Source organism: Pseudomonas nitroreducens (assembly GCF_010994165.1).
Lineage (GTDB): Bacteria > Pseudomonadota > Gammaproteobacteria > Pseudomonadales > Pseudomonadaceae > Pseudomonas > Pseudomonas nitroreducens.
Genome location: NZ_WMBX01000004.1, coordinates 761,028 through 786,633 on the forward strand (window position 1 = coordinate 761,028; position 25,606 = coordinate 786,633).

The 25,606-nt window shown below is 66.6% G+C and carries 23 protein-coding genes; 11 read left to right on the plus strand and 12 right to left on the minus strand.

The window, feature by feature from the left end:
* Nucleotides 1-137: 137 nt before the first annotated feature.
* Entirely contained in the window at nt 138-1,007 is an 870-nt protein-coding gene (gene pdxY / locus GJV37_RS21130) for a pyridoxal kinase PdxY (protein ID WP_045213929.1), read from the plus strand.
* A gap of 224 nt (nt 1,008-1,231) precedes the next feature.
* Here pdxY and GJV37_RS21135 read toward each other — a convergent pair whose 3' ends face one another.
* From GJV37_RS21135 to GJV37_RS21160, 6 genes are all read right to left on the minus strand, one after another.
* Nucleotides 1,232-1,816 (minus strand): YqaA family protein, encoded by a 585-nt coding sequence (locus tag GJV37_RS21135; RefSeq protein WP_024766834.1) that lies wholly within the window; start codon nt 1,814-1,816, stop codon nt 1,232-1,234.
* Nucleotides 1,817-1,820: 4 nt separating this feature from the next.
* Nucleotides 1,821-3,524 carry a YbaL family putative K(+) efflux transporter gene (gene ybaL / locus GJV37_RS21140; protein WP_170858208.1) on the minus strand — a complete coding sequence of 568 codons (1,704 nt, stop codon included), beginning with the start codon at nt 3,522-3,524 and terminating at the stop codon, nt 1,821-1,823.
* Between the two features lie 209 nt (nt 3,525-3,733).
* Nucleotides 3,734-4,213, minus strand: coding sequence for an acyl-CoA thioesterase (locus GJV37_RS21145; protein WP_024766836.1), 480 nt, complete (start codon nt 4,211-4,213; stop codon nt 3,734-3,736).
* Nucleotides 4,214-4,414: 201 nt separating this feature from the next.
* Entirely contained in the window at nt 4,415-5,173 is a 759-nt protein-coding gene (locus tag GJV37_RS21150) for an SDR family NAD(P)-dependent oxidoreductase (protein ID WP_024766837.1), read from the minus strand.
* Nucleotides 5,174-5,470: 297 nt separating this feature from the next.
* On the minus strand, nt 5,471-6,838 hold the full coding sequence (locus GJV37_RS21155; protein WP_170858209.1) for a glutamine synthetase family protein: 1,368 nt from the start codon (nt 6,836-6,838) through the stop codon (nt 5,471-5,473).
* Between the two features lie 130 nt (nt 6,839-6,968).
* On the minus strand, nt 6,969-8,363 hold the full coding sequence (locus tag GJV37_RS21160) for an aspartate aminotransferase family protein (protein ID WP_084359552.1): 1,395 nt from the start codon (nt 8,361-8,363) through the stop codon (nt 6,969-6,971).
* A 127-nt stretch (nt 8,364-8,490) separates the two neighbouring features.
* On the opposite strand from GJV37_RS21160, the gene GJV37_RS21165 reads away from it, so the two are divergent.
* A complete protein-coding gene (locus GJV37_RS21165) occupies nt 8,491-9,279 on the plus strand; it encodes an SDR family NAD(P)-dependent oxidoreductase (protein WP_170858210.1) in 789 nt (262 codons plus the stop codon).
* Between the two features lie 72 nt (nt 9,280-9,351).
* Nucleotides 9,352-10,017, plus strand: coding sequence for a GntR family transcriptional regulator (locus tag GJV37_RS21170; RefSeq protein WP_024766839.1), 666 nt, complete (start codon nt 9,352-9,354; stop codon nt 10,015-10,017).
* A gap of 8 nt (nt 10,018-10,025) precedes the next feature.
* On the opposite strand, the gene GJV37_RS21175 is transcribed toward GJV37_RS21170, so the two are convergent.
* The 3 genes from GJV37_RS21175 to GJV37_RS21185 all read right to left on the minus strand — a co-directional run bounded on the left by GJV37_RS21175 (nt 10,026) and on the right by GJV37_RS21185 (nt 11,806).
* Nucleotides 10,026-10,238 (minus strand): YgdI/YgdR family lipoprotein, encoded by a 213-nt coding sequence (locus GJV37_RS21175; RefSeq protein WP_017521498.1) that lies wholly within the window; start codon nt 10,236-10,238, stop codon nt 10,026-10,028.
* Nucleotides 10,239-10,341: 103 nt separating this feature from the next.
* Nucleotides 10,342-10,743, minus strand: coding sequence for an SMI1/KNR4 family protein (locus GJV37_RS21180; RefSeq protein ID WP_024766840.1), 402 nt, complete (start codon nt 10,741-10,743; stop codon nt 10,342-10,344).
* Between the two features lie 178 nt (nt 10,744-10,921).
* Nucleotides 10,922-11,806 (minus strand): Tim44 domain-containing protein, encoded by an 885-nt coding sequence (locus GJV37_RS21185; RefSeq protein ID WP_193452924.1) that lies wholly within the window; start codon nt 11,804-11,806, stop codon nt 10,922-10,924.
* Nucleotides 11,807-12,063: 257 nt separating this feature from the next.
* On the opposite strand from GJV37_RS21185, the gene GJV37_RS21190 reads away from it, so the two are divergent.
* Nucleotides 12,064-13,824 carry a cation:proton antiporter gene (locus tag GJV37_RS21190; RefSeq protein WP_024766093.1) on the plus strand — a complete coding sequence of 587 codons (1,761 nt, stop codon included), beginning with the start codon at nt 12,064-12,066 and terminating at the stop codon, nt 13,822-13,824.
* 144 nt (nt 13,825-13,968) lie between these two features.
* On the opposite strand, the gene uvrD is transcribed toward GJV37_RS21190, so the two are convergent.
* Nucleotides 13,969-16,149, minus strand: a complete 2,181-nt coding sequence (gene uvrD / locus GJV37_RS21195) for a DNA helicase II (protein ID WP_065083748.1) — start codon at nt 16,147-16,149, stop codon at nt 13,969-13,971.
* 175 nt (nt 16,150-16,324) lie between these two features.
* On the opposite strand from uvrD, the gene GJV37_RS21200 reads away from it, so the two are divergent.
* Entirely contained in the window at nt 16,325-19,168 is a 2,844-nt protein-coding gene (locus GJV37_RS21200) for an EAL domain-containing protein (RefSeq protein ID WP_193452925.1), read from the plus strand.
* Nucleotides 19,169-19,207: 39 nt separating this feature from the next.
* Here the strand turns inward: GJV37_RS21200 and GJV37_RS21205 are convergent, their stop codons facing one another.
* On the minus strand, nt 19,208-19,513 hold the full coding sequence (locus GJV37_RS21205; RefSeq protein ID WP_169889325.1) for a c-type cytochrome: 306 nt from the start codon (nt 19,511-19,513) through the stop codon (nt 19,208-19,210).
* Nucleotides 19,514-19,712: 199 nt separating this feature from the next.
* On the opposite strand from GJV37_RS21205, the gene GJV37_RS21210 reads away from it, so the two are divergent.
* From GJV37_RS21210 to GJV37_RS21235, 6 genes are all read left to right on the plus strand, one after another.
* Complete coding sequence (locus GJV37_RS21210; protein WP_024766102.1) at nt 19,713-20,510, plus strand: CbbQ/NirQ/NorQ/GpvN family protein; 798 nt, start codon at nt 19,713-19,715, stop codon at nt 20,508-20,510.
* The gene (locus tag GJV37_RS21215) at nt 20,494-21,087 is read left to right on the plus strand and encodes a cytochrome c oxidase subunit 3 (protein WP_065083741.1); all 594 of its coding nucleotides are present in this window, start codon (nt 20,494-20,496) and stop codon (nt 21,085-21,087) included. The genes GJV37_RS21210 and GJV37_RS21215 overlap by 17 nt, the downstream gene beginning before the upstream one ends.
* Nucleotides 21,084-21,332, plus strand: coding sequence for a cytochrome C oxidase subunit IV family protein (locus GJV37_RS21220; RefSeq protein WP_246228395.1), 249 nt, complete (start codon nt 21,084-21,086; stop codon nt 21,330-21,332). The genes GJV37_RS21215 and GJV37_RS21220 overlap by 4 nt, the downstream gene beginning before the upstream one ends.
* 113 nt (nt 21,333-21,445) lie before the next feature.
* Nucleotides 21,446-21,886, plus strand: coding sequence for a c-type cytochrome (locus GJV37_RS21225; protein WP_024766105.1), 441 nt, complete (start codon nt 21,446-21,448; stop codon nt 21,884-21,886).
* A 2-nt stretch (nt 21,887-21,888) separates the two neighbouring features.
* Nucleotides 21,889-23,313 carry a cbb3-type cytochrome c oxidase subunit I gene (locus GJV37_RS21230; protein WP_193452926.1) on the plus strand — a complete coding sequence of 475 codons (1,425 nt, stop codon included), beginning with the start codon at nt 21,889-21,891 and terminating at the stop codon, nt 23,311-23,313.
* A 183-nt stretch (nt 23,314-23,496) separates the two neighbouring features.
* Nucleotides 23,497-25,344, plus strand: a complete 1,848-nt coding sequence (locus GJV37_RS21235; RefSeq protein ID WP_193452927.1) for a nitric oxide reductase activation protein NorD — start codon at nt 23,497-23,499, stop codon at nt 25,342-25,344.
* A gap of 76 nt (nt 25,345-25,420) precedes the next feature.
* On the opposite strand, the gene GJV37_RS21240 is transcribed toward GJV37_RS21235, so the two are convergent.
* Nucleotides 25,421-25,603, minus strand: coding sequence for a protein DnrP (locus GJV37_RS21240; protein ID WP_193452928.1), 183 nt, complete (start codon nt 25,601-25,603; stop codon nt 25,421-25,423).
* Nucleotides 25,604-25,606 lie beyond the last annotated feature (3 nt).

Below are 25,606 nucleotides of genomic sequence, written 5' to 3' on the forward strand. Positions count from 1 at the left end.
AGATTGCCCAGGTCCACTTCGGCTTCCTCGGAATCGGCGCATCAGCTTACTCACTCCGCCGCCGGGCGGCGAGAGGGGGATGTTCACAGCGTGTGAATTGCGCCCCATACTGCCCCATTCTGTAGCAGGACACCGTTATGCCGCGCACTCCCCACGTTCTCGCCATCCAGTCCCACGTCGTCTTCGGCCACGCCGGCAACAGCGCCGCGGAGTTCCCCATGCGACGCGTCGGGGTGAACGTCTGGCCGCTGAACACCGTGCAGTTCTCCAACCATACCCAGTATGGCCACTGGACGGGCCAGGTGCTGCCGCCGGAGCAGATTCCGGCGCTGGTGGACGGCATCGCTGCCATTGGCGAGCTGGGCAATTGCGACGCGGTGCTGTCGGGCTACCTGGGCAGTGCGGCGCAGGGCCGTTCGATCCTCGAAGTGGTGCGCCGCATCCGCGAGGTGAACCCGCGTGCGGTCTACCTGTGCGACCCGGTGATGGGCCATCCGGAGAAGGGCTGCATCGTCGCCCCGGAAGTCGGTGAGTTCCTGCTCCACGAGGCCGCCGCGGTGGCCGACTACCTGTGCCCGAACCAGCTGGAGCTGGACAGCTTCTGCGACCGCCAGCCGACCTCCCTGGAAGACTGCGCGGCAATGGCCCGTGGCCTCCTCGTGCGCGGCCCGAAGGCGATCCTGGTGAAGCACCTGAACTACCCCGGCAAGCCGGCGGATGCCTTCGAGATGCTGCTGGTGACCCTCGACGAGACCTGGCACCTGCGCCGCCCGCTGCTGGCCTTCCCGCGCCAGCCGGTAGGCGTGGGCGATCTGACCTCGGGCCTGTTCCTCGCCCGTCTGCTGCTGGGCGACGACCTGCGCACAGCCTTCGAATTCTGCGCCGCCGCCGTGCACGAAGTGCTGCTGGAGACCCAGGCCTGCGGCAGCTACGAGCTGGAGCTGGTGCGCGCCCAGGACCGCATCGCCCATCCGCGGGTGAAGTTCGAGGCGGTGAAGTTGGGGTGATCTGAACGGGGTTTTAGGGGGGAATCCTGCGCTGGGTGCGCCCCTCACCCTAACCCTCTCCCGGGGGAGAGGGGACTGTCCTGAGCGGGTGGGCAGAGTGAAGCTCTCCGGCTGACGCCGAGTTATCCACAGAATGCTGATCGGCCCCCTCTCCCTCCGGGAGAGGGTTGGGGTGAGGGCATGTCCAGCTCGCTCCTACACCATCCCGCCTGCCGCCTGCCGCCTCAGAGCATGTACTTGCCCAGCAGCAACCCGCCCACCACCATCGCGGTGAGCAGGCCGAACGCCAGCCCCAGGCGTTTCTCGATGGCCTCGCGCAGCGCCGGGCCGGCCCAGAACAGCAGGGCGCAGGTCGCCGCGAAACGCAGGGTGCGCGCCACCACGCTCAGGGCGATGAACAGCACCAGATCGAGCTGGGTCACCCCGCTGGTGAGGGTGATCAGCTTGTAGGGCAGCGGGGTGAAGCCGCCGCCCAACAGCACCATCAGCCAGCCGAGCTCGTTGTAGCGCTCGGCGACCTCGGCGAAGTTCTCCTGCAGCCCGTAGAAGGCCAGGATCGCCTGGCCCACCGTCTCGAACAGCAGCAGGCCGATGAAGTAGCCGGCGATGCCGCCCAGCACCGAGCTGACAATGCAGATCGCCGCGTAGCGCCAGGCCTTGGCGCGGTTGGCCAGCACCATCGGCACCAGCAGTGCATCCGGCGGGATGGGGAAGAACGAACTCTCGGCGAAGGTCACTCCGCCCAGCGCCAGCTCCGCCCGCGGATGGCCCGCCAGGCGCATGGTCCAGTCGTAGAGCCGGCGCAGCATGGCGTCAGGCCGACTGCGGCAGGTGGTCGTCGCCCGGTGCCGCGGCGGCGTCCTCGCGTTCGACCCGCTCGACCATGCCGCGGGCGATTTCGCGCTCGCCCATGATCACCAGGCTGGCGCCGTTCTGCTCCAGGTAATCCACTTCGGCGTCGAAGTGGGCGCGGGCGATGATGTCCAGGTTCGGGTTGATCGCCCGCGCGTGGCTGGCGATGGTCCCGGCCTCGAAACCGTTGGGAATGGCGATCAGCAGCCAGCGCGCCGAAGTGATGTTGGCCTGGGTCAGCACATCGGGATTGGCGGCATTGCCCACCACCACGCAGAGGCCGTGCTCGCGCAGTTCGGCGGCCTTCTCGCGCTTGTCCTCGATGACCACCACCGGCACCTTGTCCTTGCGCAGCCGCTCGCTCACCAGCGCGCCAACGCGGCCGTGGCCGATGAGGATCGCGTGGTTGTGCTCCAGCACCGGCGGCGGCAGGTCCTGGGGCTCCACCTGGACCACGCCGGGCTCGCTCTCGGCCTTCTGCTCCTGGCGCGCCTGCAGGCGGTCGATGGCGATGAACAGCAGCGGGTTGACCAGGATCGACAGGATCGCGCCGGCCAGCACCAGGTCGCGGCCGGCTTCGGGCAGCAGGTTCAGGGTGACGCCCAGGCCGACCAGGATGAAGGAGAACTCGCCGATCTGCGCCAGGCTCGCGGCAATGGTCAGCGCGGTGCTGTTGGGGTGGCCGAACATCCGCACGATGACGTAGGCCGCCACCGACTTGCCGAAGACGATGACCAGGAAGGTCGCCAGTACGGGCAGCGGTTCCTGGACCAGGATCGCCGGGTTGAACAGCATGCCGACGGAGACGAAGAACAGCACGGCGAAGGCGTCACGCAGCGGCAGCGAGTTCTCGGCGGCCTCGTGGCTCAGCTCGGACTCGTTGAGGATCATCCCGGCGAAGAAGGCGCCGAGGGCGAAGGACACGCCGAAGATCACCGCCGAGCCGTAGGCGATACCCAGGGCAATGGCCAGCACGGCGAGGGTGAACAGCTCGCGCGAGCCGGTCTTGGCGACGCGCTCCAGCACCCAGGGCACGAAGCGGCGACCGCCGACGATCATCACCGCGACGAAGGCCGCGACCTTGCCCAGGGTCAGCAGGATCGGCATCAGCAGGCCGCCGTCGCCACCGTCGGAGGTGCCGCCCAGGGAGCCGGCCAGGGCCGGCAACAGGACCAGGGTGAGGACCATCGCCAGGTCCTCGACGATCAGCCAGCCGATGGCAATGCGCCCGCGCTTGGTATCGATCAGCTGGCGCTGCTCCAGCGCGCGCAGCAGAACCACGGTACTGGCCACCGACAGCGCCAGGCCGAAGACCAGCCCGCCGCCGAAGTTCCAGCCCATCATCCACGCAAGGCCCAGGCCGAGCAGGGTGGCGACGCCGATCTGCACCACCGCACCGGGGATGGCGATGGCTTTCACCGACAACAGGTCCTTGAGCGAGAAGTGCAGGCCGACGCCGAACATCAGCAGGATCACGCCCAGTTCGGCGATCTCCACGGACAGCGCCTGGTCGGCGACGTAGCCGGGGGTGAACGGCCCGGCCAGCACACCGGCGAGCAGGTAGCCCACCAGCGGCGAGATACGCAGGCGGTTGGCCAGGGCGCCGAGGACGAAGGCCAGCACGAAGCCGACGGCGAGGGTGGTCAGTAACGGGGTGTGATGCATGGTCTGGGCTCCGGGCACTCAGGGAGCGACTGGACTGCGCATCAGCACCGGGTCGCTCGACGGTGGGTCACGGGGGCAAACCCGCGTGTGAAAAGTTTAGGCGTAGTAATCAATTCCTACCTTGCTTTCACGCAAGGGTAACCTGTTGACGCATTGGGAAATTTCCGCGACACGCGGGATTTCTTTTCAGGAAATGTCGCGAACGTCCGTCATTCGTCGCGAAGCTCCTTGTAGCGCTGTTCCAGCTCCTGGCGAATTTGCCGACGCTGTTGGGCCTGGGCGAAGCGACGTTTCTCGTCCTTGGTCTGCGGATCGAGTTGTGGCACGACGATCGGCTTGCGCTCGTCGTCCAGCGCCACCATGGTGAAGAAGCAGCTATTGGTGTGGCGCACGGACTTCTCGCGGATGTTCTCGGTGACCACTTTCACGCCGATCTCCATGGAGGTGCGGCCGGTGTAGTTCACCGAGGCAAGGAAGGTGACCAGTTCGCCGACGTGGATCGGCTGACGGAAGATCACCTGGTCCACCGACAGGGTCACCACGTAGTAGCCGGCGTAACGGCTGGCGCAGGCGTAGGCGACCTCGTCGAGGTACTTGAGCAGGGTGCCACCGTGGACATTGCCGGAGAAGTTGGCCATGTCGGGGGTCATCAGGACGGTCATGCTGAGCTGGTGGTTGCCAGGTTCCATGGAATTCTCGGGCAATTGTCTGGGGAAAAGGAAAGGGGCCTCACTCTGGACAACCCGAGCGCGGCTGGCGACACAGTTTTTTCTATATCCCTGATTGAGCAGCGGCGCCAGTGGACCCTTCGCCAGCGGTGTATCTGCCGTTCGAACAACGCCCTGAACGAAAACGGGCGACCCCTGGCCGCCCGTTCACGTCGCTGCGCTTCAGCGCCCGGCCGAGAGGCCGAAGTCGATGGCCAGGTCCGCACCGGTGATGGCTTCGGATTCCGGCTTGCAGAGGTACCAGACCAGCTCGGCGACTTCCTCCGGGCGGATGAAGCGCGCCACCTTGCCCTGAGGATAATCCTTCAGCAGTTCGCGCTTGTAGGCCGCCGGGTTGCCCTGGCCGTAGCGCTCGGCCTGGTAGTCGAGCATCGGCGTGGCGATGTCGGCCGGCGAGATGGCGTTGACCCGCACGCCGGATTCGGCGAGTTCCAGGGCCAGCGTGCGGGTGAGCATGGTCAGCGCCGCCTTGCTCGCACAGTAGGCCGCGGAGCCGCGGTAGGCCTGGCGGCCGGAGTCGCTGGAAATATTGACGATGCTGCCGTGGTTTTCCTTGAGGTAGGGCGTCGCGGCCTGGCACATGTAGAACGCCGCCTTGAGGTTGACCCCCAGGACCAGGTCGAAGTCGTCCTCGTTGAAGTCTTCCACCGGGCCTTCGCGCCAGACGCCGGCGGCGTTCACCAGGGCATCGAGGCGGCCGGTGCGGGCGAGGATGTCGGACATCAGGCTGTGGCAGTTGTCCGCTCGTCGCAGGTCGCCGACGGCGGTGGCGTCCAGCGGTACTTGCGCGTTCAGCGCATGCAGGCCGGCTTTATCCACATCGGTGGCGGCGATGCGCCAGTGGCTTTGGGCGAAACGTTTGGCGATGGCTTTTCCGAGGCCACCGGCAGCGCCGGTGATCAGTACGACGGGAGTGCTCATTGTCTACGGGTTCTCCCTGCCTGAGAGAGGACGGCGGCCGGCAGGCAGACCGGCGGCGCCGCGTTGACCACGGAAGCGCTCAGCCGCGCCCCGTGGAACTACTGACCAAGAAAAGACCAGAATCTTCACTCTGGCAGGGTAAATTTTTCGTAAGTCTTTTGCGTGTCGGCGGGTGAGCTGATTGCTGGGCGCAAAATGGCGGATAACGCTTCGCGTTATGCGCCCTACGGGAGCCCAGCGGACATCTTACGTAGGGCGAATAACCGTTCACGGTTATCCGCCGTTTCGGTCAGTCGTTCAGGCGTGATGCAGATACCAGCGCCAATCCTGCTCGCCGACTTCGCCCATGAACTGGCGGAACTCTTCCCACTTGATCGCCAGGAACACCTTGAGGAATTCCTCGCCCAGCGCGTCGCGCGCCCAGGTGGAGGACTCCAGCGCGCGCAGCGCGGTGAGCCAGTCGGTGGGGAGGAATTCGGTGGCCTGCTCGTAGCCGTTGCCGACGATGGGCGCGCCTGGGTCGATCTGCTCGCGGATGCCTTCATGGATCGCCGCAAGGATCGCCGCCGCCGCGAGGTACGGGTTGGCGTCGGCGCCGCAGATGCGATGCTCGATGTGCCGGGTCTTCGCCGGGCCGCCAGGCACGCGGAACGACACGGTGCGGTTGTTCACGCCCCAGCTCTTGGCCAGCGGCGCATAGCTGTTGGCCTGGAAGCGGCGGAAGGAGTTGGCGTTGGGGCAGAAGATCGCCAGGGAATCCAGCAGGCGCGCCATCATGCCGCCGATGGAGTGGCGCAGCAGTGGAGTGCCGTGAATGTCTTCGCTGGCGTAGAGGTTGTTGCCCTGTTCGTCGGCCAGGCTGACGTGCAGGTGCATGCCGGAACCGGCGCGGTCGCCGAACGGCTTGGCCATGAAGCAGGCCTGCAGGCCGTGCTTGTTCGCCACGCCCTTGACCAGGCGCTTGTAGCGCACGCCTTCGTCGATGGCCTGCATGACGTCGAAGCGGTGCTCCAGGGTCAGCTCGACCTGGCCTGGCGCGTACTCGGAGATCGCCGTGCGTACCGGCAGGCCCTGCACTTCGCAGGCGGCGTAGAGGTCGTCGAGGAACGGCTGCAGTTGTTCGAGCTCGTAGACGCCGTAGACCTGCGGCGCTTCCGGACGGATGCCGTTCATCTGCAGCGCCGGCTGCGGGCGGCCGTTGGCGTCGCGCTGCTTGTCCAGCAGGTAGAACTCCAGCTCCACCGCCATCACCGGGTGGAAGCCGTCGGCCTTCAGCCGGTCGACCACGCGGGACAGCGCCTGGCGCGGGTCGGCGGGCGTGGCGGGCAGGCCCTGGGTCGGGTGCATGCTCACCTGCAGCTGGCCGGTGGGGCTGGCGCGCCAGGGTTGCAGGGTCAGGCTGCCGGGCAGCGGGTAGGTCCAGCAGTCGGCGTCGGCGACTTCCCAGACCAGCCCGGTGCCTTCGACGTCCTCGCCCTGCACGGTCAGCGCGAGGATCGAGCTGGGCAGCGGGCGGCCGTTGTCGTAGATCGCCAGCAGCTCGTCGCGGTGCAGCAGCTTGCCGCGCGGGATGCCGTTGGAGTCGATGATGAAGAGTTCGATGCTGCGCACGTCCGGGTGGGCGGCGAGGAAGGCTTCGGCTTCCTTTCGATCGGCGAATTGCATGGTGGTCCTCGGTGGGCGCGGGGCGCCGAATTGTCTCTTCGTAGAAGCGAGCTTGCTCGCGAACGCTCTTTTGTAAATCCGCTGCGGGGCGGGTTCGCGAGCAAGCTCGCTCCTACAGGGGGAGTTTCGATCAGGCCTCGCGCGCGCCGGGGATCGCCAGCAGCTCGGTGATGCCGGCATCGAGGGTCTCGATCAGGCGATCCACGTCCGCGGCAGTAGTGTCCGGGCAGCACAGGGTCATGTTGTGGAACGGCGTGATCAGGATGCCGCGGTTGATCAGGTAGAGGTGCAGCGCCATCTGCAGCTCGTCGTGGAAGGCCGCTTCGGCCTCGGCGCCGGTACGCGGGGAGACGGGGCAGAACTGGAACTCGCTGCGCGCGCCCAGCTCGGTCACCGACCACTTCAGGTCGTGCTTGGTGATCAGCGTGCGGAAGCCATCAGCCAGGCGCTTGGCCAGCGGCAGCATGTGGTCGTAGGCCGCCTGGGTCATCACCTGTTCCAGGTTGGCGCGCATGCAGTGCATGGCCAGGGCGTTGGCCGAGAGCGTGGTGCCCATGCCGCTGTGGCCGTGCCCGTGGCTGTCTTCCTGGGCGCTCTGGCGCGAGGCGGCCATGCGTTCGGCCATCTCCGCGCTGCAGCCGAAGATGCCGCAGGGCACGCCGCCGGCGATCGGCTTGCCGACCACGAAGAAGTCCGGATCGAGGTTCCACAGCTGGGTGCAGCCGCCGATGTTGGTGGAGATGGTGTGGGTTTCGTCGATGATCAGCAGCGAACCGTATTTACGGGTCAGCTCGCGGCACTTCTGCATGAAACCTGGGTCGGGGAGGACCATGCCGATGTTGGTCATCGCCGGCTCGCACAGCAGGGCGCAGACGTCGCCCTGGGCCAGCGCGGCTTCCAGCGCCTCGACGTCGTTGAAGGGGATGGAGCGGCTGTGCTGGGTCAGGTCGTAGGCCTGGCCGACCAGGCCGGAGCGGTGCACGGTTTCGCCGTCGCGGTAGCGCACCATCACGTCGTCGACGGTGCCGTGGTAGCAGCCGTCGAACACCAGCAGGGTCTTGCGCTTGGTCACCGCGCGAGCCCAGCGCAGCACGTAGCGGTTGGAGTCGGTGGCAGTGGCAGTCACCTGCCAGTAGGGCAGGCCGAAGCGCGCGGCGAGCAACTCGCCGCAGACCACCGCGTCTTCGCCGGGGAGCATGGTGGTCAGGCCGCGCGCGCCCTGTTCGGCGAGGGCGCGGGCGATCGGCGCCGGCGAGTGGCCGAACATGCTGCCGGTATCGCCGAGGCAGAAGTCCACGTAGTCATGGCCGTCCACGTCGTAGAAGCGGGCGCCCTGGGCGCGTTCGACGAACAGCGGGCAGGGCGTGGACCAGTCGGCCATCCAGTGCATCGGCACACCGGCGTACAGCGACTGGTGCGCACGCTCGGCGAGGGCGACGGACTTGGGGTTCTGTTCTAGGAAGCGCTGGCGCTCGCGGGCGGTGAAGAGATCCACGGCCTGTTGGGCGATTCCGCTGGCGGTCATGTTGCACACCTCGTTTGTTATTTCGCACATCTTCCATTTGTGATCACAAAAATGTCAATACAGCGAAGCAACTGCCTGATAATCTGCCCTGTAACGAATTTTGTGATCACAGAACAAGAAGATGCCCATGAAAGATGTCACGAATGAGTCCGCCTGGGCCGGCCAGGTAGCTCTGGTCAGCGGCGCCGGCAGCGAGTCCGGCATCGGCTTCGCCAGTGCACGCCAGCTGGCGCGCAACGGTGTGAAGTTGCTGCTCACCGCCAGCAGCGAGCGGGTCCTGCAGCGGGCGCAGGAGCTTTGCGCCGAGGGCTTCGAGGCCCGCGCTCTGCCCGCCGACCTGACCGATGAAGGCGACGTCCTTGCCCTGGCCGAGTGGGCGCAGGCGCAATGGGGAAGGGTAGACGTGCTGGTGAACAACGCCGGCATGGCCATGCAGGGTAGCCCCGAACCCTTCGCCGAACTCGCGGCGATGGACCTGGCAACCTGGAACCTGTCGCTGGCGCGCAACCTGACCAGCGCCTTCCTGCTCACTCGTGCGCTGCTGCCGGGCATGCTGGAGCGCGGCTACGGGCGCATCGTCAACGTCAGCTCCACCACCGGCACGCGGGCCAGCAATCCGGGCGAGTCGGCCTACAGCGCGGCCAAGGCCGGAATGCTCGGCATGAGCATGGGGCTGGCGCTGGAAGTGGCGCAGCGCGGGGTGACGGTGAACAGCGTGGCGCCGGGCTGGATTGCCACCGGCTCCAGCAGCGAAGAAGAAATCCAGGCCGGGCGGCGCACGCCGCTGGGTCGTTCCGGGCGACCGGAGGAGGTGGCCGCCGCCATTGCCTTCCTGGCCTCGCCCGAAGCCAGCTACATCACCGGCGAAGTGCTGGTGGTGGATGGCGGCAACTGTCTGATCGAAAACAAGGGATAAGCGAGATGAAGCACGACTGCAGCCTGACCTTCGCCCAACTGCCGGCGCCGCCGGCCGGGCGGGAGTGAAACCATGGCCGACAACCTTCAGGAACAGCTCTACCAGAACCTGCGCCAGGCCCTTTTGAGCGGGCGCTTCCAGCCTGGCGAGCGGCTCAAGATCCGCGACCTGGCTGACGAATGGGGCACCAGCCCGATGCCGGTCCGCGCCGCCCTGCAACGCCTGGTGGCAGAGGGCGCGCTGGAAGGTGAGCCGCAGCGCTCGCTACGGGTGCCGGTGATGACCCGCGAGCGCTACCTGCAGATCCTGCAGGTGCGGCAATCCCTGGAGGGGCTGGCGGTGGAGGATGCGGCGCGGCACCTGCGGCCCGCCGACATGGCCGTGCTGCGTGATTGCACCGAGCGCATGGAAAACGCGCTGAACGCCCGTGACGTCCATGGCTACCTGGAAGCCAACAGCCTGTTCCACCTGACGCTCTACCGCGCCTGTGGCAACCCCACGCTGCTGCGCATGATCGAGGCGCTGTGGCTGCAGGTGGGGCCGTTCTTCAACCGGCTGTTCACCGAGGCCGACCTGTCGCTGCGCCTCAACGACTTCCACGAAGACACCCTGCAGGCGCTGGAGCGTGGAGATGGCGCAGGCGCACGCAAAGCCATCGAACAGGACCTGGGCTACTGCGGCCAGTACCTGCTCAATCTGCTGGAGCTGGAAAGCGGGGGAAGGCTGGGGGCGCGCTAGGGCGCCCTTCAGGGGGTCTTGATGAAGCGGACGTTGTCCTTCTTGATCAGGATCGTCTCGCCGTTCAACTGCTCGAATTCGTAGTAGTCATTGTATTTGTCGTAGTCGGAGTGATCCTTCACCAGGATTTCGCTGCCGTCCTGCAGCGTCACCACGGCCTTGTCGGCGCATCCGGCGAGGCCGAGCAGCAACAGGCAGGTGAACAAGGCTTTCAACTTCATAGTTTCTCCACGGGGCATCGTACCCGCCCGGGCAGCAAGGGCTGGAGGTACGCTGGGTTGCCTGTGTGACCATGGAAGTTTCAGGAAATTCCGACATGGGGCTTCAAGTATCGAGCCATACGTCGCGTGCCCAGGTCCAGACGGAGTCCCATGTTTCCTCGGTGAGCTCGCCGTCGGCCCAGAGAATCACCTCGCCGTCCTCGGCGACCGCGTAGTAGTCGTCACCGTCGGCGCAGAGCGGGATCAGCTCGCGTGGCAGGCCATTGGCCCAGGCCACGGCCGCGACTTCCGGCAGGTAGGTGTGGGACTGTGGATCGGTCGCCGTGACGGGTTCCAGGCGGCCATAGACGACGTCGCTGACCAGCAGGAGGAACTCGCGGAATTCCGACGGAATGCCGATCAGCAGCGCTTCCTCGATCTCCACCAGCAGTTCTTCGTCGGGCAGTTCCAGCGGTACCGGAACCGGCTCGTTCGCTTCACGCAGTTTCTCGATCACATCTTCCACAGACGGGGCCTCTCTATATTCGACGAATGGCGCGCTTTATACAGTAGTAGCCGGCCCTCCGCGCAAGACCACTGCGCGGGCGCCGTCCGGACGAGCGGCGGGGGCAGGGCAAGCCTGTGGCCGATGTGCAAAAACGAAAAAGCCCGGCAATCGCCGGGCTTCTTCTTCACGCGCAGGGTCAGTTCTGGCGGATGCCAGCCACCAGCCAGGGCTGGTTGTCGCCCTGGGCGCGCTCCATGCGCCAGCTTTCGCTGAAGGGTTCGCCCTGGTCGAAGCGCGAGGACTTCGACACGCCGCTGAAGGTCAGGGTGGCGATGGTCTTGTCGGCCTGGTCGTCCACGCCCTCGAGCTGCACGTCGAGGTTGTCGATGTAGGTGGACTGGTAGCTGTCGCCCAGGTCCGCGCGCTCCTGCTTGAGGAACTGCAGCATCTGCGGGGTGACGAACTCGGCGATCTTGTCCATCTCGTTGGCATCCCAGTGTTGCTGCAGGGACATGAAGTGCTCGCGGGCGGCGCCGATGAAACGGGTCTCATCGAACCAGCTCGGGGCGTTGATCACCGGACGGCTGTCCATCACCGGGCGGGACGCGCCACCGAAGATCGACGGCGGAGCAGCCGGCATTTCACGCTGCATCGGCGCGTGGCCGCCGGCCATGGCGGGCTGCTGGCCCTGCTGCTGGCGGCGACGCGAAGCGATGAAGCGGAACGCGATGAAGGCGATCAGCGCGATGATCAGGATGTCGAGGAACTGCATGCCCTGGAAGCCGTCGCCCATGAACATGGAGGCGAGCAGGCCACCGGCGGCGAGGCCGGCCAGCGGGCCGAGCCAGCGCGAAGCGCCGCTCTTGGCAGCGGCGCCGGCAGCGCCTGCGGCGGCACCGGTCGCGGCCGGGCCGGCGGCAGTCGGGGAATTCGGCGCGGCGTTGGGTTGCGCCTGGCGGGCCTGGTGGCTCGGCGCAGAGCCCATGCTCTTGCCGCCACCGAAACGTTTGGCGGCGTTGACGTCGAGGCTGAGCGTCACGGCGACACAGAAGGCCATGGCAAGGCTGAGAAAGCGCTTCATCGTTGTCATTCTCTTGGTTGGTATACGACGCACGTCATGTTGCAGGCCGGGGCCGGTGAGGGCCAGCCGGATTTTGTTTCGTGCTGTTGCCCTGTTCGGGCCCGACCCCTGATATGGGGGCGGTTGAATCCCTTTCCAAATCAGTCTGTTACTGATTCTTTCAGAGCCGCCTGTCGGAAGGCTCGGATGGTAGGCTTCGCTGAGCGAGGCCGTCAGCCGCGCGATCCCCTGACCCCACGCCGCGAGGACCGCCGACCATGCATGCCATCGACTTCATCCAGGACCTCGCGGTGATCATGCTGATCGCCGGTTTCGTCACCATCCTCTGCCACCGCTTCAAGCAGCCGGTGGTGCTGGGCTACATCATCGCCGGGGTGATCATCGGCCCGCACACCCCGCCCTTCGCGCTGGTGCACGACGAGGACACGATCAAGACCCTCGCCGAACTGGGGGTGATCTTCCTGATGTTCTGCCTGGGGCTGGAATTCAGCCTGCGCAAGCTGTTCCAGGTCGGCGCCACGGCCTTCATCGCCGCGTTCCTGGAAATCACCCTGATGATCTGGGCCGGCTTCGAGATCGGCCGCCTGTTCGACTGGAGCACCATGGATTCGCTGTTCCTCGGCGCGATCCTGGCGATGTCTTCCACCACCATCATCATCAAGGTCCTGGGCGATCTGAAGATGAAGAACGAGCGCTTCGCCCAACTGATCTTCGGCGTGCTGATCATCGAGGACATCCTCGGCATCGGCATCATCGCCCTGTTCTCCGGCATTGCCGTGAGCGGCACGGTGGAGGCCGACCAGGTGTTCTCCACGGTCGGCAAGCTGAGCCTGTTCATGGTCGTCGCACTGGTCGTCGGCATCCTGCTGGTACCGCGCCTGTTGGCCTACGTGGCGAAATTCGAAAGCAACGAGATGCTGCTGGTGACGGTGCTCGGCCTGTGCTTCGGCTTCTGCCTGCTGGTGGTGAAGCTGGAATACAGCATGATCCTGGGTGCCTTCCTGATCGGCGCGATCATGGCCGAGTCGCGCCAGCTGATCCAGATCGAGCGCCTGATGGAGCCGGTGCGCGACATGTTCAGCGCGATCTTCTTCGTCGCCATCGGCCTGACCATCGACCCCAAGGTGCTGGTGGACTATGCCGCGCCGATCCTGGTGATCACCCTGGTGGTGGTCGCCGGCAAACTGATCTCCTGCGGTGCCGGCGCCTTCATTGCCGGCAACGACGGGCGCACCTCGATGCGCGTGGGCATGGGCCTTTCGCAGATCGGCGAGTTCTCCTTCATCATCGCCGCGCTGGGCATGAGCCTGGGCGTGACCAGTGACTTCCTCTACCCGGTGGTGGTCGGCGTGTCGGCCATCACCACGCTGCTGACGCCCTACCTGATCCGCTCCGCCGACCCGCTGGCGCTGTACCTGGGCCGCAGCCTGCCGTCACCTATGGTGCGGGTGTTCAGCCTGTACGGCGAGTGGCTGCGCAGCATCAAGCCGCGGGGCGACAAGGCGATCCTCGCCGGAATGATCCGGCGCATCCTGCTGCAGGTCGGGGTCAACCTGACCCTGGTGATCGGCATCTTCTTCGGCCTGGCGTTCTTCGCCGGGCAGATCGGCCAGTGGCTGGCGCAGTTCGTCGAGCCCGAGGCGCTGCACAAGGCGTTGATCTGGGGCGCCGCGCTGTTGCTGTCGCTGCCGTTCCTGATCGCCGCCTACCGCAAGCTCAAGGCGCTGGCGATGCTGCTGGCGGAAATGGGCGTGAAGGCGGAAAGCGCCGGCCGCCACACGGCCCGCGTGCGCCGGGTGATTTCCGAGCTGATCCCGCTGCTGTCGCTGGGCGGCATGATGCTGCTGCTGGCGGCGCTCAGTTCGAGCATCCTGCCGCCGGGCGAGCTACTGGTGGTGGTGGCACTGATCGCCGCGCTGGTGATCGCGGTGTTCTGGCGCTGGTTCATCCGCGTGCATTCGCGGATGCAGGTGGCGCTGATCGAGACCTTCGAGCAGAACGGCGGCGGGCATCACTGAGCCCGCCGTCTCAGCCCTGGATTGCCTCCAGGGAGCACAGTCGTAGGGCGAATAACGCGGCAGCGTCATCCGCCGCCGAGGAACCGGCGCATAACCTGTTCCCGGTTATTCGCCCTACGCTCTCTTGCGGTGGGGGCTAGCGGCTCAGATCGCTTCCAGCTTCGCGTAACCCATCATCAGCCACTTGCTGCCCTCGCTGTCGAAGTTCACCTGCACCCGTGCCTGGGCGCCGGAGCCTTCGAAGTTGAGGATCACGCCGTCGCCGAACAGCGGGTGGCGCACGGACTGACCGAGGCTGAACGGGGTGTCCGGCACGCTGGCGCCGCTGAACAGGTTGCCGCTGCGCTGGTTGCCCGAGAGCGGGCGGCTCACCGAGTTGGACAGGCGCACTTCCTGGATCAGGCTCGGCGGGATTTCGCGGACGAAGCGCGAGACCTTGTTGTAGGTCTCGCTGCCGTACAGGCGGCGGGTTTCCGCATAGGTCATGACCAGGCGCTGCATGGCACGGGTGATACCCACGTAGGCCAGGCGGCGTTCTTCTTCGAGGCGGCCGGGCTCTTCCAGGCTCATCTTGTGCGGGAACAGGCCTTCTTCCATGCCGGCGAGGAACACCAGCGGGAACTCCAGGCCCTTGGCGCTGTGCAGCGTCATCAGTTGCACGCTGTCTTCGAAGGCGTCGGCCTGGGTGTCGCCGGATTCCAGCGCGGTGTGGTCGAGGAAGGCCACCAGCGGCGGGGTGTCCTCGTCGTCCGGGGTCTCGAAGGCGCGGGCGGCGCTGACCAGTTCTTCCAGGTTTTCCACCCGGGCCTGGCCTTTCTCGCCCTTCTCTTCCTTGTGGTAGGTGACCAGGCCGGACTGCTCGATGACGATCTGGGTCATCTGGTGCAGCGGCAGGCCCTCGACCTTCACCGCGAGCAGGTCGACGGTCTCCAGGAAGCCGTTCAACGCGCTGGCGGCGCGGCCGGCCACGGCCTTGGCGGCGATCACGTCGTTGATCGCGCGCCACATCGAGGTGCCGTTCAGGCGCGCGGCGTTGCGGATCGCCTCGACGGTCTTCTCGCCGATGCCGCGCGGCGGCACGTTGATCACCCGCTCCAGCGCGGCGTCGTCATCGCGCAGGCGGATCAGTCGCAGGTAGGCCAGGGCGTTCTTGATCTCGGCGCGTTCGAAGAAGCGCTGGCCGCCGTAGATGCGGTAGGGGATCTTCTCGCGCAGCAGCGCCTCTTCCAGGACGCGGGACTGGGCGTTGGAGCGGTAGAGGATGGCGATCTCGCTGCGCTTCAGACCATCCTTGCGCAGGGCGTCCTCGATGGTCTCGACGATGTAGCGCGCCTCGTCGTGCTCGTTGAAGCCCGAATACAGGGTGATCGGCTCGCCGTCGACGCCATCGGTCCACAGCTCCTTGCCCAGGCGCCCGCTGTTGTTGGCGATCAGCGCGTTGGCGGCCTTCAGGATGGTGCCGGTGGAGCGGTAGTTCTGCTCCAGGCGGATGTCCTCGGTGCCGGCGAAATCGTCACCGAACTGCTGGATGTTCTCGATCTTCGCGCCGCGCCAGCCGTAGATCGACTGGTCGTCGTCGCCCACCACCATCAGGCTCTCGCCGCCCTTGCCGAGGAAGCGCAGCCAGGCGTACTGCACGGCGTTGGTGTCCTGGAACTCGTCCACCAGGATGTGGCGGAAGCGCCGCTGATAGTGCTCCAGCAGGCTCGGGCGGTCGCGCCAGAGGTCCAGCGAGCGCAACAGCAGTTCGGCGAAGTCGACGACGCCGGCACGGGCGCAGGCGTCTTCGTAGGCCTGGTAGACGCTGACCATGGTCGACAGGTAGAGGTCGCCGCCGGCCTGGATGTTCTGCGGGCGGTTGCCCTCGTCCTTCTGGCCGTTGATGAACCACTGCGCCTGGCGCGGCGGCCAGCGCTGCTCGTCCAGCCCCATCTCGCGCACCACGCGTTTGACCAGGCGCAGCTGGTCGTCGCTGTCGAGGATCTGGAAGTTCTCCGGCAAGCCGGCTTCCTGCCAGTGCGCGCGCAACAGGCGATGCGCCAGGCCGTGGAAGGTGCCGACCCACATGCCCGCCGGGTTGATCCCCAGCAACTGCTCGATCCGCGCGCGCATTTCGGCGGCGGCCTTGTTGGTGAAGGTCACGGCCAGGATGCTGTGCGGCGAGGCGTTCTCGACCTGGATCAGCCAGGCGATGCGGTGCACCAGCACGCGGGTCTTGCCGGACCCGGCGCCGGCGAGTACGCGCTGGCGCCCCAGCGGCGCGGCTACGGCCTGGCGCTGCGGGTCATTGAGGGAGTTGAGCAGGTAGGAGATGTCATCGTTCATGGGGAGGCATTCTACCGACGGGCGGTTTTCCCCGGCAAACCGGGCCGCCGTCCGGCGTCTTCCCGACGAAAGTTGGGAGGGCTTGCAGCCAATTGCCATCATCCTGCTTGGGTGGGGCTAGCTCCTCGGGTATGCTCCGCCGACGCCTAGGCCAGAACCTACAAGAAAAACGCCTATGACCGCTTATGTAGAGCCTTCGGCGATCCCGGTGAGCCATGCCGAGATCCGCCAGCAGTACGCTCACGAAATTGCCGTCGAACGCACGCGCCTGCTCTACCAGGGCTCGCGGGTGCCGACCCTGCTCATGCTGCTCAATGGCCTGGCCTGCGCCGGGCTGTTGTGGGACTACGTGCAGCCGGGGCTGCTGGCCGGCTGGCTGGTCTGGCTGGTGCTGCTGGCCGTGCTGCGGCTGATCCAGGTCTCCGCCTTCAATGCCGCTTCCGCCGAGCGCCAGGCCAGCCCGCACTGGCAGCGCACCTTCCTGTTCGGCGCCGGGGCTTCGGGCCTGACCCTGGCCTTTGCCGCGATCGCCCTGGTCCCGCCGGATGCCTTCCTCCAGCAATCCCTGGTGTTCGGCCTGATCGCCGCGGCCATCCTGTCCGCCAGTGTCGCCTACGCGGTCAGCCTGCCGGCCTTTCTCACCTTCGCCTTGCCCTGCCTGTTTCCGTCCATTGCCTATTTATTGATCAGCGATAACCCGTTGCAGCAGGGCTGGGGCGTGCTCGGGGTGATCCTGCTGGCCGCGCTGCTGGTGGTGGCCTGGCAGATTCATCGGGTCGTCCACGTCGGCCTGCTGCGGCGTTTCCAGGCCCAGGCGCTGGTGGCGCACCTGGAGCGCGCCAACGCACAGACCGAGGCGCTTAACCAGGACCTGGAGCATGAAGTCGAGCAGCGCCGCCGCGCCGAGCGCGAACTGTGCCGCGCCCGCGACGCGCTGCAGGAGCGAGTGGAGGCGGGCAGCGCCAAGCTCAGCCACACCGAGGCGCGCCTGGCCCTGGCGCTGGAGGCCAGCGAGCTGGGCCTGTGGGACTGGAACCTGCTGACCGACGAAGTGCACCACTCGCACCTGGAGGAGATCTTCGGCATCACCCAGGAATCGGTGAAGAGCGTGCGCAACGACCTGCGCCCGCGCCTGCACCCCGACGACGTACCGCTGCTGCGCCGCGCGCTGGTCGAGCACCTCAAGGGCCGCACCGACGGCTACCGCATCGAATACCGCGTGCGCCACGCCGCCGGCCACTGGGTCTGGGTGGAAGACCGTGGCCGGGTGATGGAGCGCGATGGTCGCGGGCAGGTCACGCGGATGGTCGGCACCCGCGCCGACATCTCCCCGCGCAAGCTGCGCGAGGAGGAACAGCGCCTGGCCGCCACGGTGTTCGAGGCCGCCAGCGAAGGCATCATCATCCTCGACCCCGATTACCGCCTGATCGCCATCAATGAGGCCTTCACCTCCCTCACCGGTTACCGCCGCGAGGAATTGCTCGGGCATAACGTGGCGCGCCTGATGGGGTCGGCGGAAAGCCTGCGGCGCTACCAGGCGATCCGCACCGACCTGGAGCGCCTGGGCACCTGGCAGGGCGAGCTGATCGAGACGCGCAAGAACGGCGAGTTGTACCCGCAGTGGTTGCAGCTCAACGTGGTGCGTGACAGCCGCGGTCAGGTCGCCCATGTGGTCGGCTTCTTCGCCGACCTCACCGCTCGCCGCGATGCCGAGGAGCGCCTGCGCTACCTCTCGCATTACGACGAACTCACCGGGCTGGCCAACCGCACGCTGTTCAAGGAGCGCCTGCACGAGGCCAGCCAGCGCGCGCGCCAGGAAGGCCGCACGGCGGCGCTGCTGCTGATCGACCTGGACCGCTTCAAGCTGCTCAACGACAGCCTCGGCCACGAGGTCGCCGACCAGTTGCTGCGGCAGATGTCGCGGCGCATGACCCAGACGGTACCCGAGGCCGACACCATCGCCCGCTTGTCCGGCGACGAGTTCGCCGTGCTGATCGACTCCTACGCCAGCCTCGCCGCGCTGGCGCGGCTGTCCAGCCGCCTGCTGGCGAAGCTGCGCACGCCGATGACCGTGGGCGGCCACGAACTGGTGGTCAGTGCCTCGGTCGGCATCAGCCTGCTGCCGGACAACGCCTGGGAAATTTCTGCGCTGATGAGCCAGGCGAACATGGCCATGCAGCATGCCAAGCACCTGGGCGGGAATACCTTCCAGTTCTTCACCGACAACCTGCAGGCCTGCACCCTGGAGCGCCTGCAGCTGGAGACGCGGTTGCGCAAGGCGATCGACGAGGGGCAGCTGGACGTGCACTACCAGCCCAAGCTGAACCTCGCCAACGAGCGCCTGGACAGCGCCGAGGCACTGGTGCGCTGGCGCCATCCGGAGATGGGCATGGTGCCGCCGGGCGATTTCATCGGCTTGGCCGAGGAGACCGGGCTGATCGGCGCCATCGGCGAGTTCGTCCTGCGCCGCGCCTGCCAGCAGGCCCGCGCGTGGCAGCGCCAGGGGCGCGAGCTGCGGGTGTCGGTCAACCTGTCGGTGCACCAGTTGCGCACCGGCAATCTGGTCGACCTGGTGCGGACCGTGCTGGAGGAAACCGGCCTGCCGTCGTACCTGCTGGAGCTGGAATTGACCGAAAGCCAACTGCTGGACAACGTCGAGAGCGTCACCGCGACCTTCCGCCAGCTGCGCGAGATGGGCGTGAAGCTGGCCATCGACGACTTCGGCACCGGCTATTCCTCGCTCAGCTACCTGAAGCGCTTCCCGGTGGACTATGTGAAGATCGACCAGACCTTCATCCGCGACCTGTCGGAGCGCGGCGAGGACGCGGCTATCACCCGCGCGATCATCGCCATGGCGCACAGCCTGGAACTGAAAGTGGTGGCGGAGGGCGTCGAGCACGCCGAACAGCTGCGCTTCCTGCGCGCCCACGGCTGCGACGAAATCCAGGGTTACCTGATCAGCCAGCCCGTGCCGGCCGATGCCTGCCTGGCGTTGCTGGAGAGAAGCGACCGGCTCTGAGCGTGCCGATCGCGTGGGGCGTGAAACGCCCGGGATGGATTACTTCAGGGTGACTATCCATTCGGCGAGAACCTTGGCCTCGTCCGGGCTGACGGCGTTGCCCGGCATCGGGATCGGTCCCCAGACGCCCTTGCTGCCGGTCTTGATGCTGTTGCTGATGTGCGCCACGCCATCGGCGCCGTACTTCGCTGCCACTTCCCTGAAGGCCGGGCCGACCACCGTCTTGTTGACGGCGTGACACGCCACGCAGGCCTTGGCCTTGAACAGTTCCTCGCCGGTGCTGGCCATCGCGGTGGTCTGCACCAGCAGGCCGCCGAACAGCAGGGCAACCAGGGCTTTGTTCATGAACACTCTCCTCACAGGCTGGGCGCATCGAGGCGCCGTTCGTTTTCGCCGGCTTCCCCCCGGCGTCTGTGGCGATTCTAGGAGCGGCTCGAGCAGACTCGGCTTGATGGCAATCAAGAACTCTTCGCGCCGTGCTTGAGGCAGGAGGCGTGGCTGGCTAGCGTGCGAGCCGACAACTGCCAACCGAGAGTCGCCCGCCATGAACGCCCCCGCGCAGAACGATCCGCCGCTCTTCTATCAGCCGACCGGCAACGAGGTGGCGCTGTTCACGCAGGCGTCCGCGCAGGGCGTGCCGGTACTGATCAAGGGCCCGACCGGCTGCGGCAAGACCCGCTTCGTCCAGCACATGGCGCAGCGCCTGAACCTGCCGCTGTACACCGTGGCCTGCCATGACGACCTGTCGGCAGCGGACCTGGTCGGCCGCCACCTGATCGGCAGCGACGGCACCTGGTGGCAGGACGGCCCGCTGACCCGCGCGGTGCGCGAAGGCGGCATCTGCTACCTCGACGAAGTGGTCGAGGCGCGGCAGGACACCGTGGTCGTGCTGCACCCGCTGGCGGACGATCGCCGCGAACTGTTCATCGAGCGCACCGGTGAATCCCTGGTGGCGCCCCCCGGCTTCATGCTGGTGGTGTCCTACAACCCCGGCTACCAGAACCTGCTCAAGGGCATGAAACCCAGCACCCGCCAGCGCTTCGTCGCCCTGCGCTTCGACTATCCGGCGCCGGAAGCGGAGGCTGCGATCATCGTCCGCGAGGCCGGGGTCGCGCCGGAACTGGCGCAACGCCTGACGCAGCTGGGCGTGGCCCTGCGCCGGCTGGGCCGGCAGGAGCTGGAGGAAGTCTGCTCGACACGCTTGCTGGTGCTTACCGCGCGGCTGTTCAACGCCGGCGTGGCGCCCCGCGATGCCTGCCGCGCCGGGCTCGCCGAGCCGTTGTCGGACGACGAGGCCACGGTCGCCGCGCTGATGGACCTGGTCGATGTCCACTTCGCCTGACGCGACACTCGATGCCCGGCACCTGCCGGGCGACCTGGCGATGTGGTTGTTCATCCTCGCCGAACTGACCGTCTTCGCCATCCTCATCATTGTCTTCGCCGTGGCCCAGTACCTGGACGTCGAAGGTTTCCGTGCCGGCCGCGCGCAACTGGACCTGTCCACCGCCCTGGCGCTGACCCTGACACTGCTTACCGCCGGGTTCTGTGCAGCGCTGGCGGTGGAGCAGGTGCGCCACGGCCGGCAGCGGCGTGCGGCTGCACTGCTGGGGGTTGCCGTGTTGCTGGGGCTGGTCCACGTAGTGCTCAAGTCCGGCGAATACCATCACCTCGCCGCGCAGGGGCTGGACCTGGAATACAGCACCTTCTTCACCCTGTTCTGGCTGATCACCGGCTTCCACTTTCTGCACGTGCTGCTGGGGCTGGTGATCCTCGGCTGGATGACGTTGCGCTGCCTGCGCGGCGCCTACCGCGGCGATGCCCTGGGTGGGCTGGAGTCCGGCGCGCTCTATTGGCACATGGTCGACCTGGTCTGGGTGGTGCTGTTCCCGCTGGTCTACGTGCTGGCGCCTGGCTCGTGAACACGCTGCTGCTTGCCTGGCTGCTGATGCTGCCGATGTCCGCTGCCGCCGTCTGGCTCGGTCACCACGCGCCCGATGCCCTGTTGCCGGTGGCGGTGATCCTGCTGCTGGGCCTGGGCAAGGCATGGCTCATCGTGCTGCGCTTCATGGAACTCGGCCATGGCCCGCGGCTGTGGCAATCGCTGCTCCTTGGCTGGCCGCTGCTGGTTACCGGGGCAATCCTCGTCCTACATGCAACTCACTGATTTCATGTAGGAAAAATACCCGACTAGAAGCATTGGTCTTTCTTGATTGCCATCAAGCGAGGCGGCCAGGGACGGTTTCTACAATGGCCCCGACCGTGACCTAGGAGGGCCCCATGTCAGAGACATTTACCAAAGGGATGGCGAGGAACATCTACCTGGGAGGAGGCGTTTTCTTCTTCCTGGTGTTCCTCGCGCTGACCTATCACACCGAAACCACCTTCCCCAAGCGCACCAACGAGAGTGAGCTCACCGAGTCGGTGGTGCGCGGCAAGCTGGTGTGGGAACAGAACAACTGCGTGGGGTGCCACTCCATCCTCGGTGAAGGCGCCTACTTTGCGCCGGAACTGGGCAACGTCGCGATCCGCCGCGGTGGCGACGCCGCCTTCGGCTCCTTCCTCGCGGCCTGGATGAAGATGCAGCCGCTGGGCGTCCCCGGCCGCCGGCAGATGCCGCAGTTCCACCTGAGCGACCAGGAGGTCACCGATCTCGCGGCGTTCCTGCTGTGGACCTCGAAGATCGACACCAACAAATGGCCGCCGAACAAGGAGGGTTGAGCATGACCCCGGGCAATCCCTATCTGAAATTCGCCTCGCAGTCGGTGGCCAAGCCGTACTTCGTGTTCGCCCTGATGCTCTTTGTCGGACAGATCGTCTTCGGCCTGATCATGGGCCTGCAGTACGTGGTCGGTGACTTCCTGTTCCCCGCCATCCCGTTCAACGTCGCACGGATGGTGCACACCAACCTGCTGATCGTCTGGCTGCTGTTCGCCTTCATGGGTGCGGCCTACTACCTGATCCCCGAAGAGGCCGACCGCGAGCTGTACAGCCCGAAACTGGCCATCGTGCTGTTCTGGGTCTTCGCCATCGCCGGCGTGCTGACCGTCCTCGGCTATCTGTTCGTGCCGTACGCGGGTCTCGCCAGGCTGACCCACAACGAGTTGCTGCCGACCATGGGCCGGGAGTTCCTCGAACAGCCGACCATCACCAAGATGGGCATCGTGGTCGTGGCGCTGGGCTTCCTCTTCAACATCGGCATGACCATGCTCAAAGGCCGCAAGACCGCCGTCAGCGTGGTGATGATGACCGGCCTGGTGGGCCTGGCGGTGTTCTTCCTGTTCTCCTTCTACAACCCGGAGAACCTGTCGCGCGACAAGTACTACTGGTGGTGGGTCGTGCACCTGTGGGTGGAAGGCGTGTGGGAACTGATCATGGGCGCGATGCTGGCCTTCGTGCTGATCAAGATCACCGGCGTCGACCGCGAAGTCGTGGAGAAATGGCTCTACGTGATCATCGCCATGGCCTTGATCACCGGCATCATCGGCACCGGCCACCACTTCTTCTGGATCGGCGCGCCGCAGGTCTGGCTGTGGCTGGGCTCGATCTTCTCGGCGCTGGAGCCGCTGCCGTTCTTCGCCATGGTGCTGTTCGCCTTCAACATGGTGAACCGCCGCCGCCGCGAGCACCCGAACAAGGCCGCCGCACTGTGGGCGCTGGGCACCACCGTGACCGCCTTCCTCGGCGCCGGCGTGTGGGGCTTCCTGCACACCCTGGCCCCGGTGAACTTCTACACCCACGGCTCGCAGCTCACCGCCGCCCACGGGCACCTGGCCTTCTACGGCGCCTACGCGATGATCGTGATGACCATGATCAGCTACGCCATGCCGCGCCTGCGGGGCATCGGCGAAGCGCCTGACGCCCGTGCGCAGAGCCTGGAGATCTGGGGCTTCTGGCTGATGACCATCGCCATGCTGCTGATCACCCTGATGCTCACCGCCGCCGGCATCGTCCAGGTCTGGCTGCAGCGCATGCCGGCCGATGGCGCTGCCATGCCATTCATGGCCACGGTCGAGCAACTGAAGATCTTCTTCTGGCTGCGCCTGTACTCCGGTGTGGGCTTCTTCATCGGGCTGATCTGCTACCTGCTGAGCTTCCGTCAGCGCGGTCGTATGGCTGTCGCTTCCGGCGTGGCACAGGTGGGCTGATCGATCTCGTCAACCCGGGCCCGTCCGCTTTGCGGCGGGCCTTTCGACGTTTACAGCGCCTGTCGGATGACTGCGATATGACCGTCAGCGCTTCTAGCGCCCCCTCCCTGAGGGGAGAGGGGACTGGTTCGGCGCGGCATCCGGTGCCGCGCCTCCCTGTGCCTTCTTTCTCCCGGAGTCGCCATGACCATCCACCTCGAAATCGAAGAGGGCTTCGGCCGCGCCTGGCACCGCTTCATCATCCGCCGCGCCAGCCCGGAGTTCGAAGAGGCGGCAGTGGCCCTGGAGGAGGTGCGGCGCAGCCTGCTGCTGCTGTTCCGTGGCACCGGCGGCGAAGCCGGGGTCGGCGTGGAGGCGGCCAGTGCCCGTGAGCTGCTGGTACGCCGCAGCCTGCTGCAACAGGTTGCCGGTACCTGCCAGCAACTGCCGGTAGCCTGGTTCGACGCCGACTCCCTGCGCCTGCCGGCACAGCTGGCGGTATTCCCCGACGCCGAGCTGAACCGCGAGCTCTACCGCTGGCTGGCGCTGCTCGCCGCCCACAGCCAGCCGCTGCGCCACTGGGCCCGTGATAACCAGGCCTGGACGCGAACGGTGCTGGAGCGTTACCCACTGCTGCGCCCGCGCTATCACCGAATGGTGAACGCCCTGCTCAGCCTGAGGCCTGACCCGGGCGCGCTGCCGCCTGCCGAGGCGGAGCTGGAGCTGGCGCTGCAACAGGCGCTGCGCGATCCGGGCAGCATCGAACGTCTGCCCCGAAGTGAAAAGGCGCCCTGGCCGGTGCCGCTGTGGCTCTACCCGCCGCAGCGCCTGGCCGCGCCGCAGCACACCGACCTGATCGATGGCGCCGAGCAGGGCCGCTCCGCCCACAGCGAAGCCAAGGGCCTGGCGCGCAAGCGTGCCGAGCGTGTCGAACAGGACCCCGGCCGTGGCGGGCTGCTGCTGTTCCGTCTGGAGAATCTGTTCAGCTGGTCCGAGCACATCGAACTGGATCGCGCCGGCGATGACAGCGAAGACCTCGATGCAGCGAAGGTTGCCGACGACCTCGATCACCTGAGCCTGTCCCGGCAACGGCAGAAGAAGGGCGGCGGGTTGAAGCTCGATCTCGATTTGCCCGCCGCCGACTTCGACGACGTGCCGCTGGGCGAGGGTATCCGCCTGCCGGAATGGGATTACCGCCGCCAGCAACTGATCGAAGACCACGTCTGCCTGCAGCCGATGCTGCCTCGCGATGCCGTGCCGGCGCCGCTGCCGGACGCTCTGGCGCCCATCGCGCGGCGGCTGCGCCGGCAGTTCGAAAGCCTGCGCCAGCAGCCGCAGTGGCTGCGCCGGCAACCCCAGGGCGCCGAACTGGACCTGGAGGCCTGGCTGGATTTCAGCGTCGAACGACGCCTGGGCGCCTGCAGCGAGCCGGGGTTGTTTCTTGAGCGACGGCAAACCCGCCGCGACCTGGCGTGCCTGCTGCTGGCGGACCTGTCGATGTCCACCGACGCGCATATCGACAACGACCACCGCGTCATCGACCTGATCAGCGACAGCCTGTTGCTCTTCGGCGAGGCGCTGCAGGCAGTTGGCGATCGTTTCGCCCTGTACGGGTTCTCCTCGCTGCGCCGGCAGCAGGTGCGCCTGACCCAGCTGAAGACCTTCGACGAGCGCCACAACGACACCGTGCGCGGGCGCATCCGCGCGCTGCGTCCTGGCTATTACACACGCATGGGCGCGGCGATCCGCCGGGCCACGCAGTTATTGCTGGAGCGCAAGGAACGCCAGCGCGTGCTGCTGATCCTCACCGACGGCAAGCCCAACGACCTGGATTTGTATGAGGGACGCTACGGCGTCGAGGACACCCGCCAGGCGGTGCTGGAAGCCCGTCGCGCTGGGCTGGTGCCGTTCTGCATCACCATCGACCGCGAGGCCGCGGACTACCTGCCGCACCTGTTCGGCAGCCAGGGCTACCTGCTGCTCAACGACCCGGCGCAGCTGCCGGTGCAACTGCCGCAGCTGTATCGGCAGCTCACCCGTCGCCAAGGCTGACGGCGGACGACGCATTCCTGAAGGAGCAAGGGCTAGGCGCCCCCTCGGTCCTACGAAAAGCAAAGGCGAGCGGGCCTCAGCGCGGCAGCCAGACCATCATCGCCGCGCAGAACACCGCGAGCATCGCGCAGTACCAGGCGAACCGCTTCAGCCGGCGCTGCTTTGCCAGTTCCTGATCAAGCGGCAGAGGCATCCCGCACTGCGGGCAATCGGCAGCGTCCTGGGGGCTCTCGTGCTGGCAATACAGGCACTGGCGCATGGA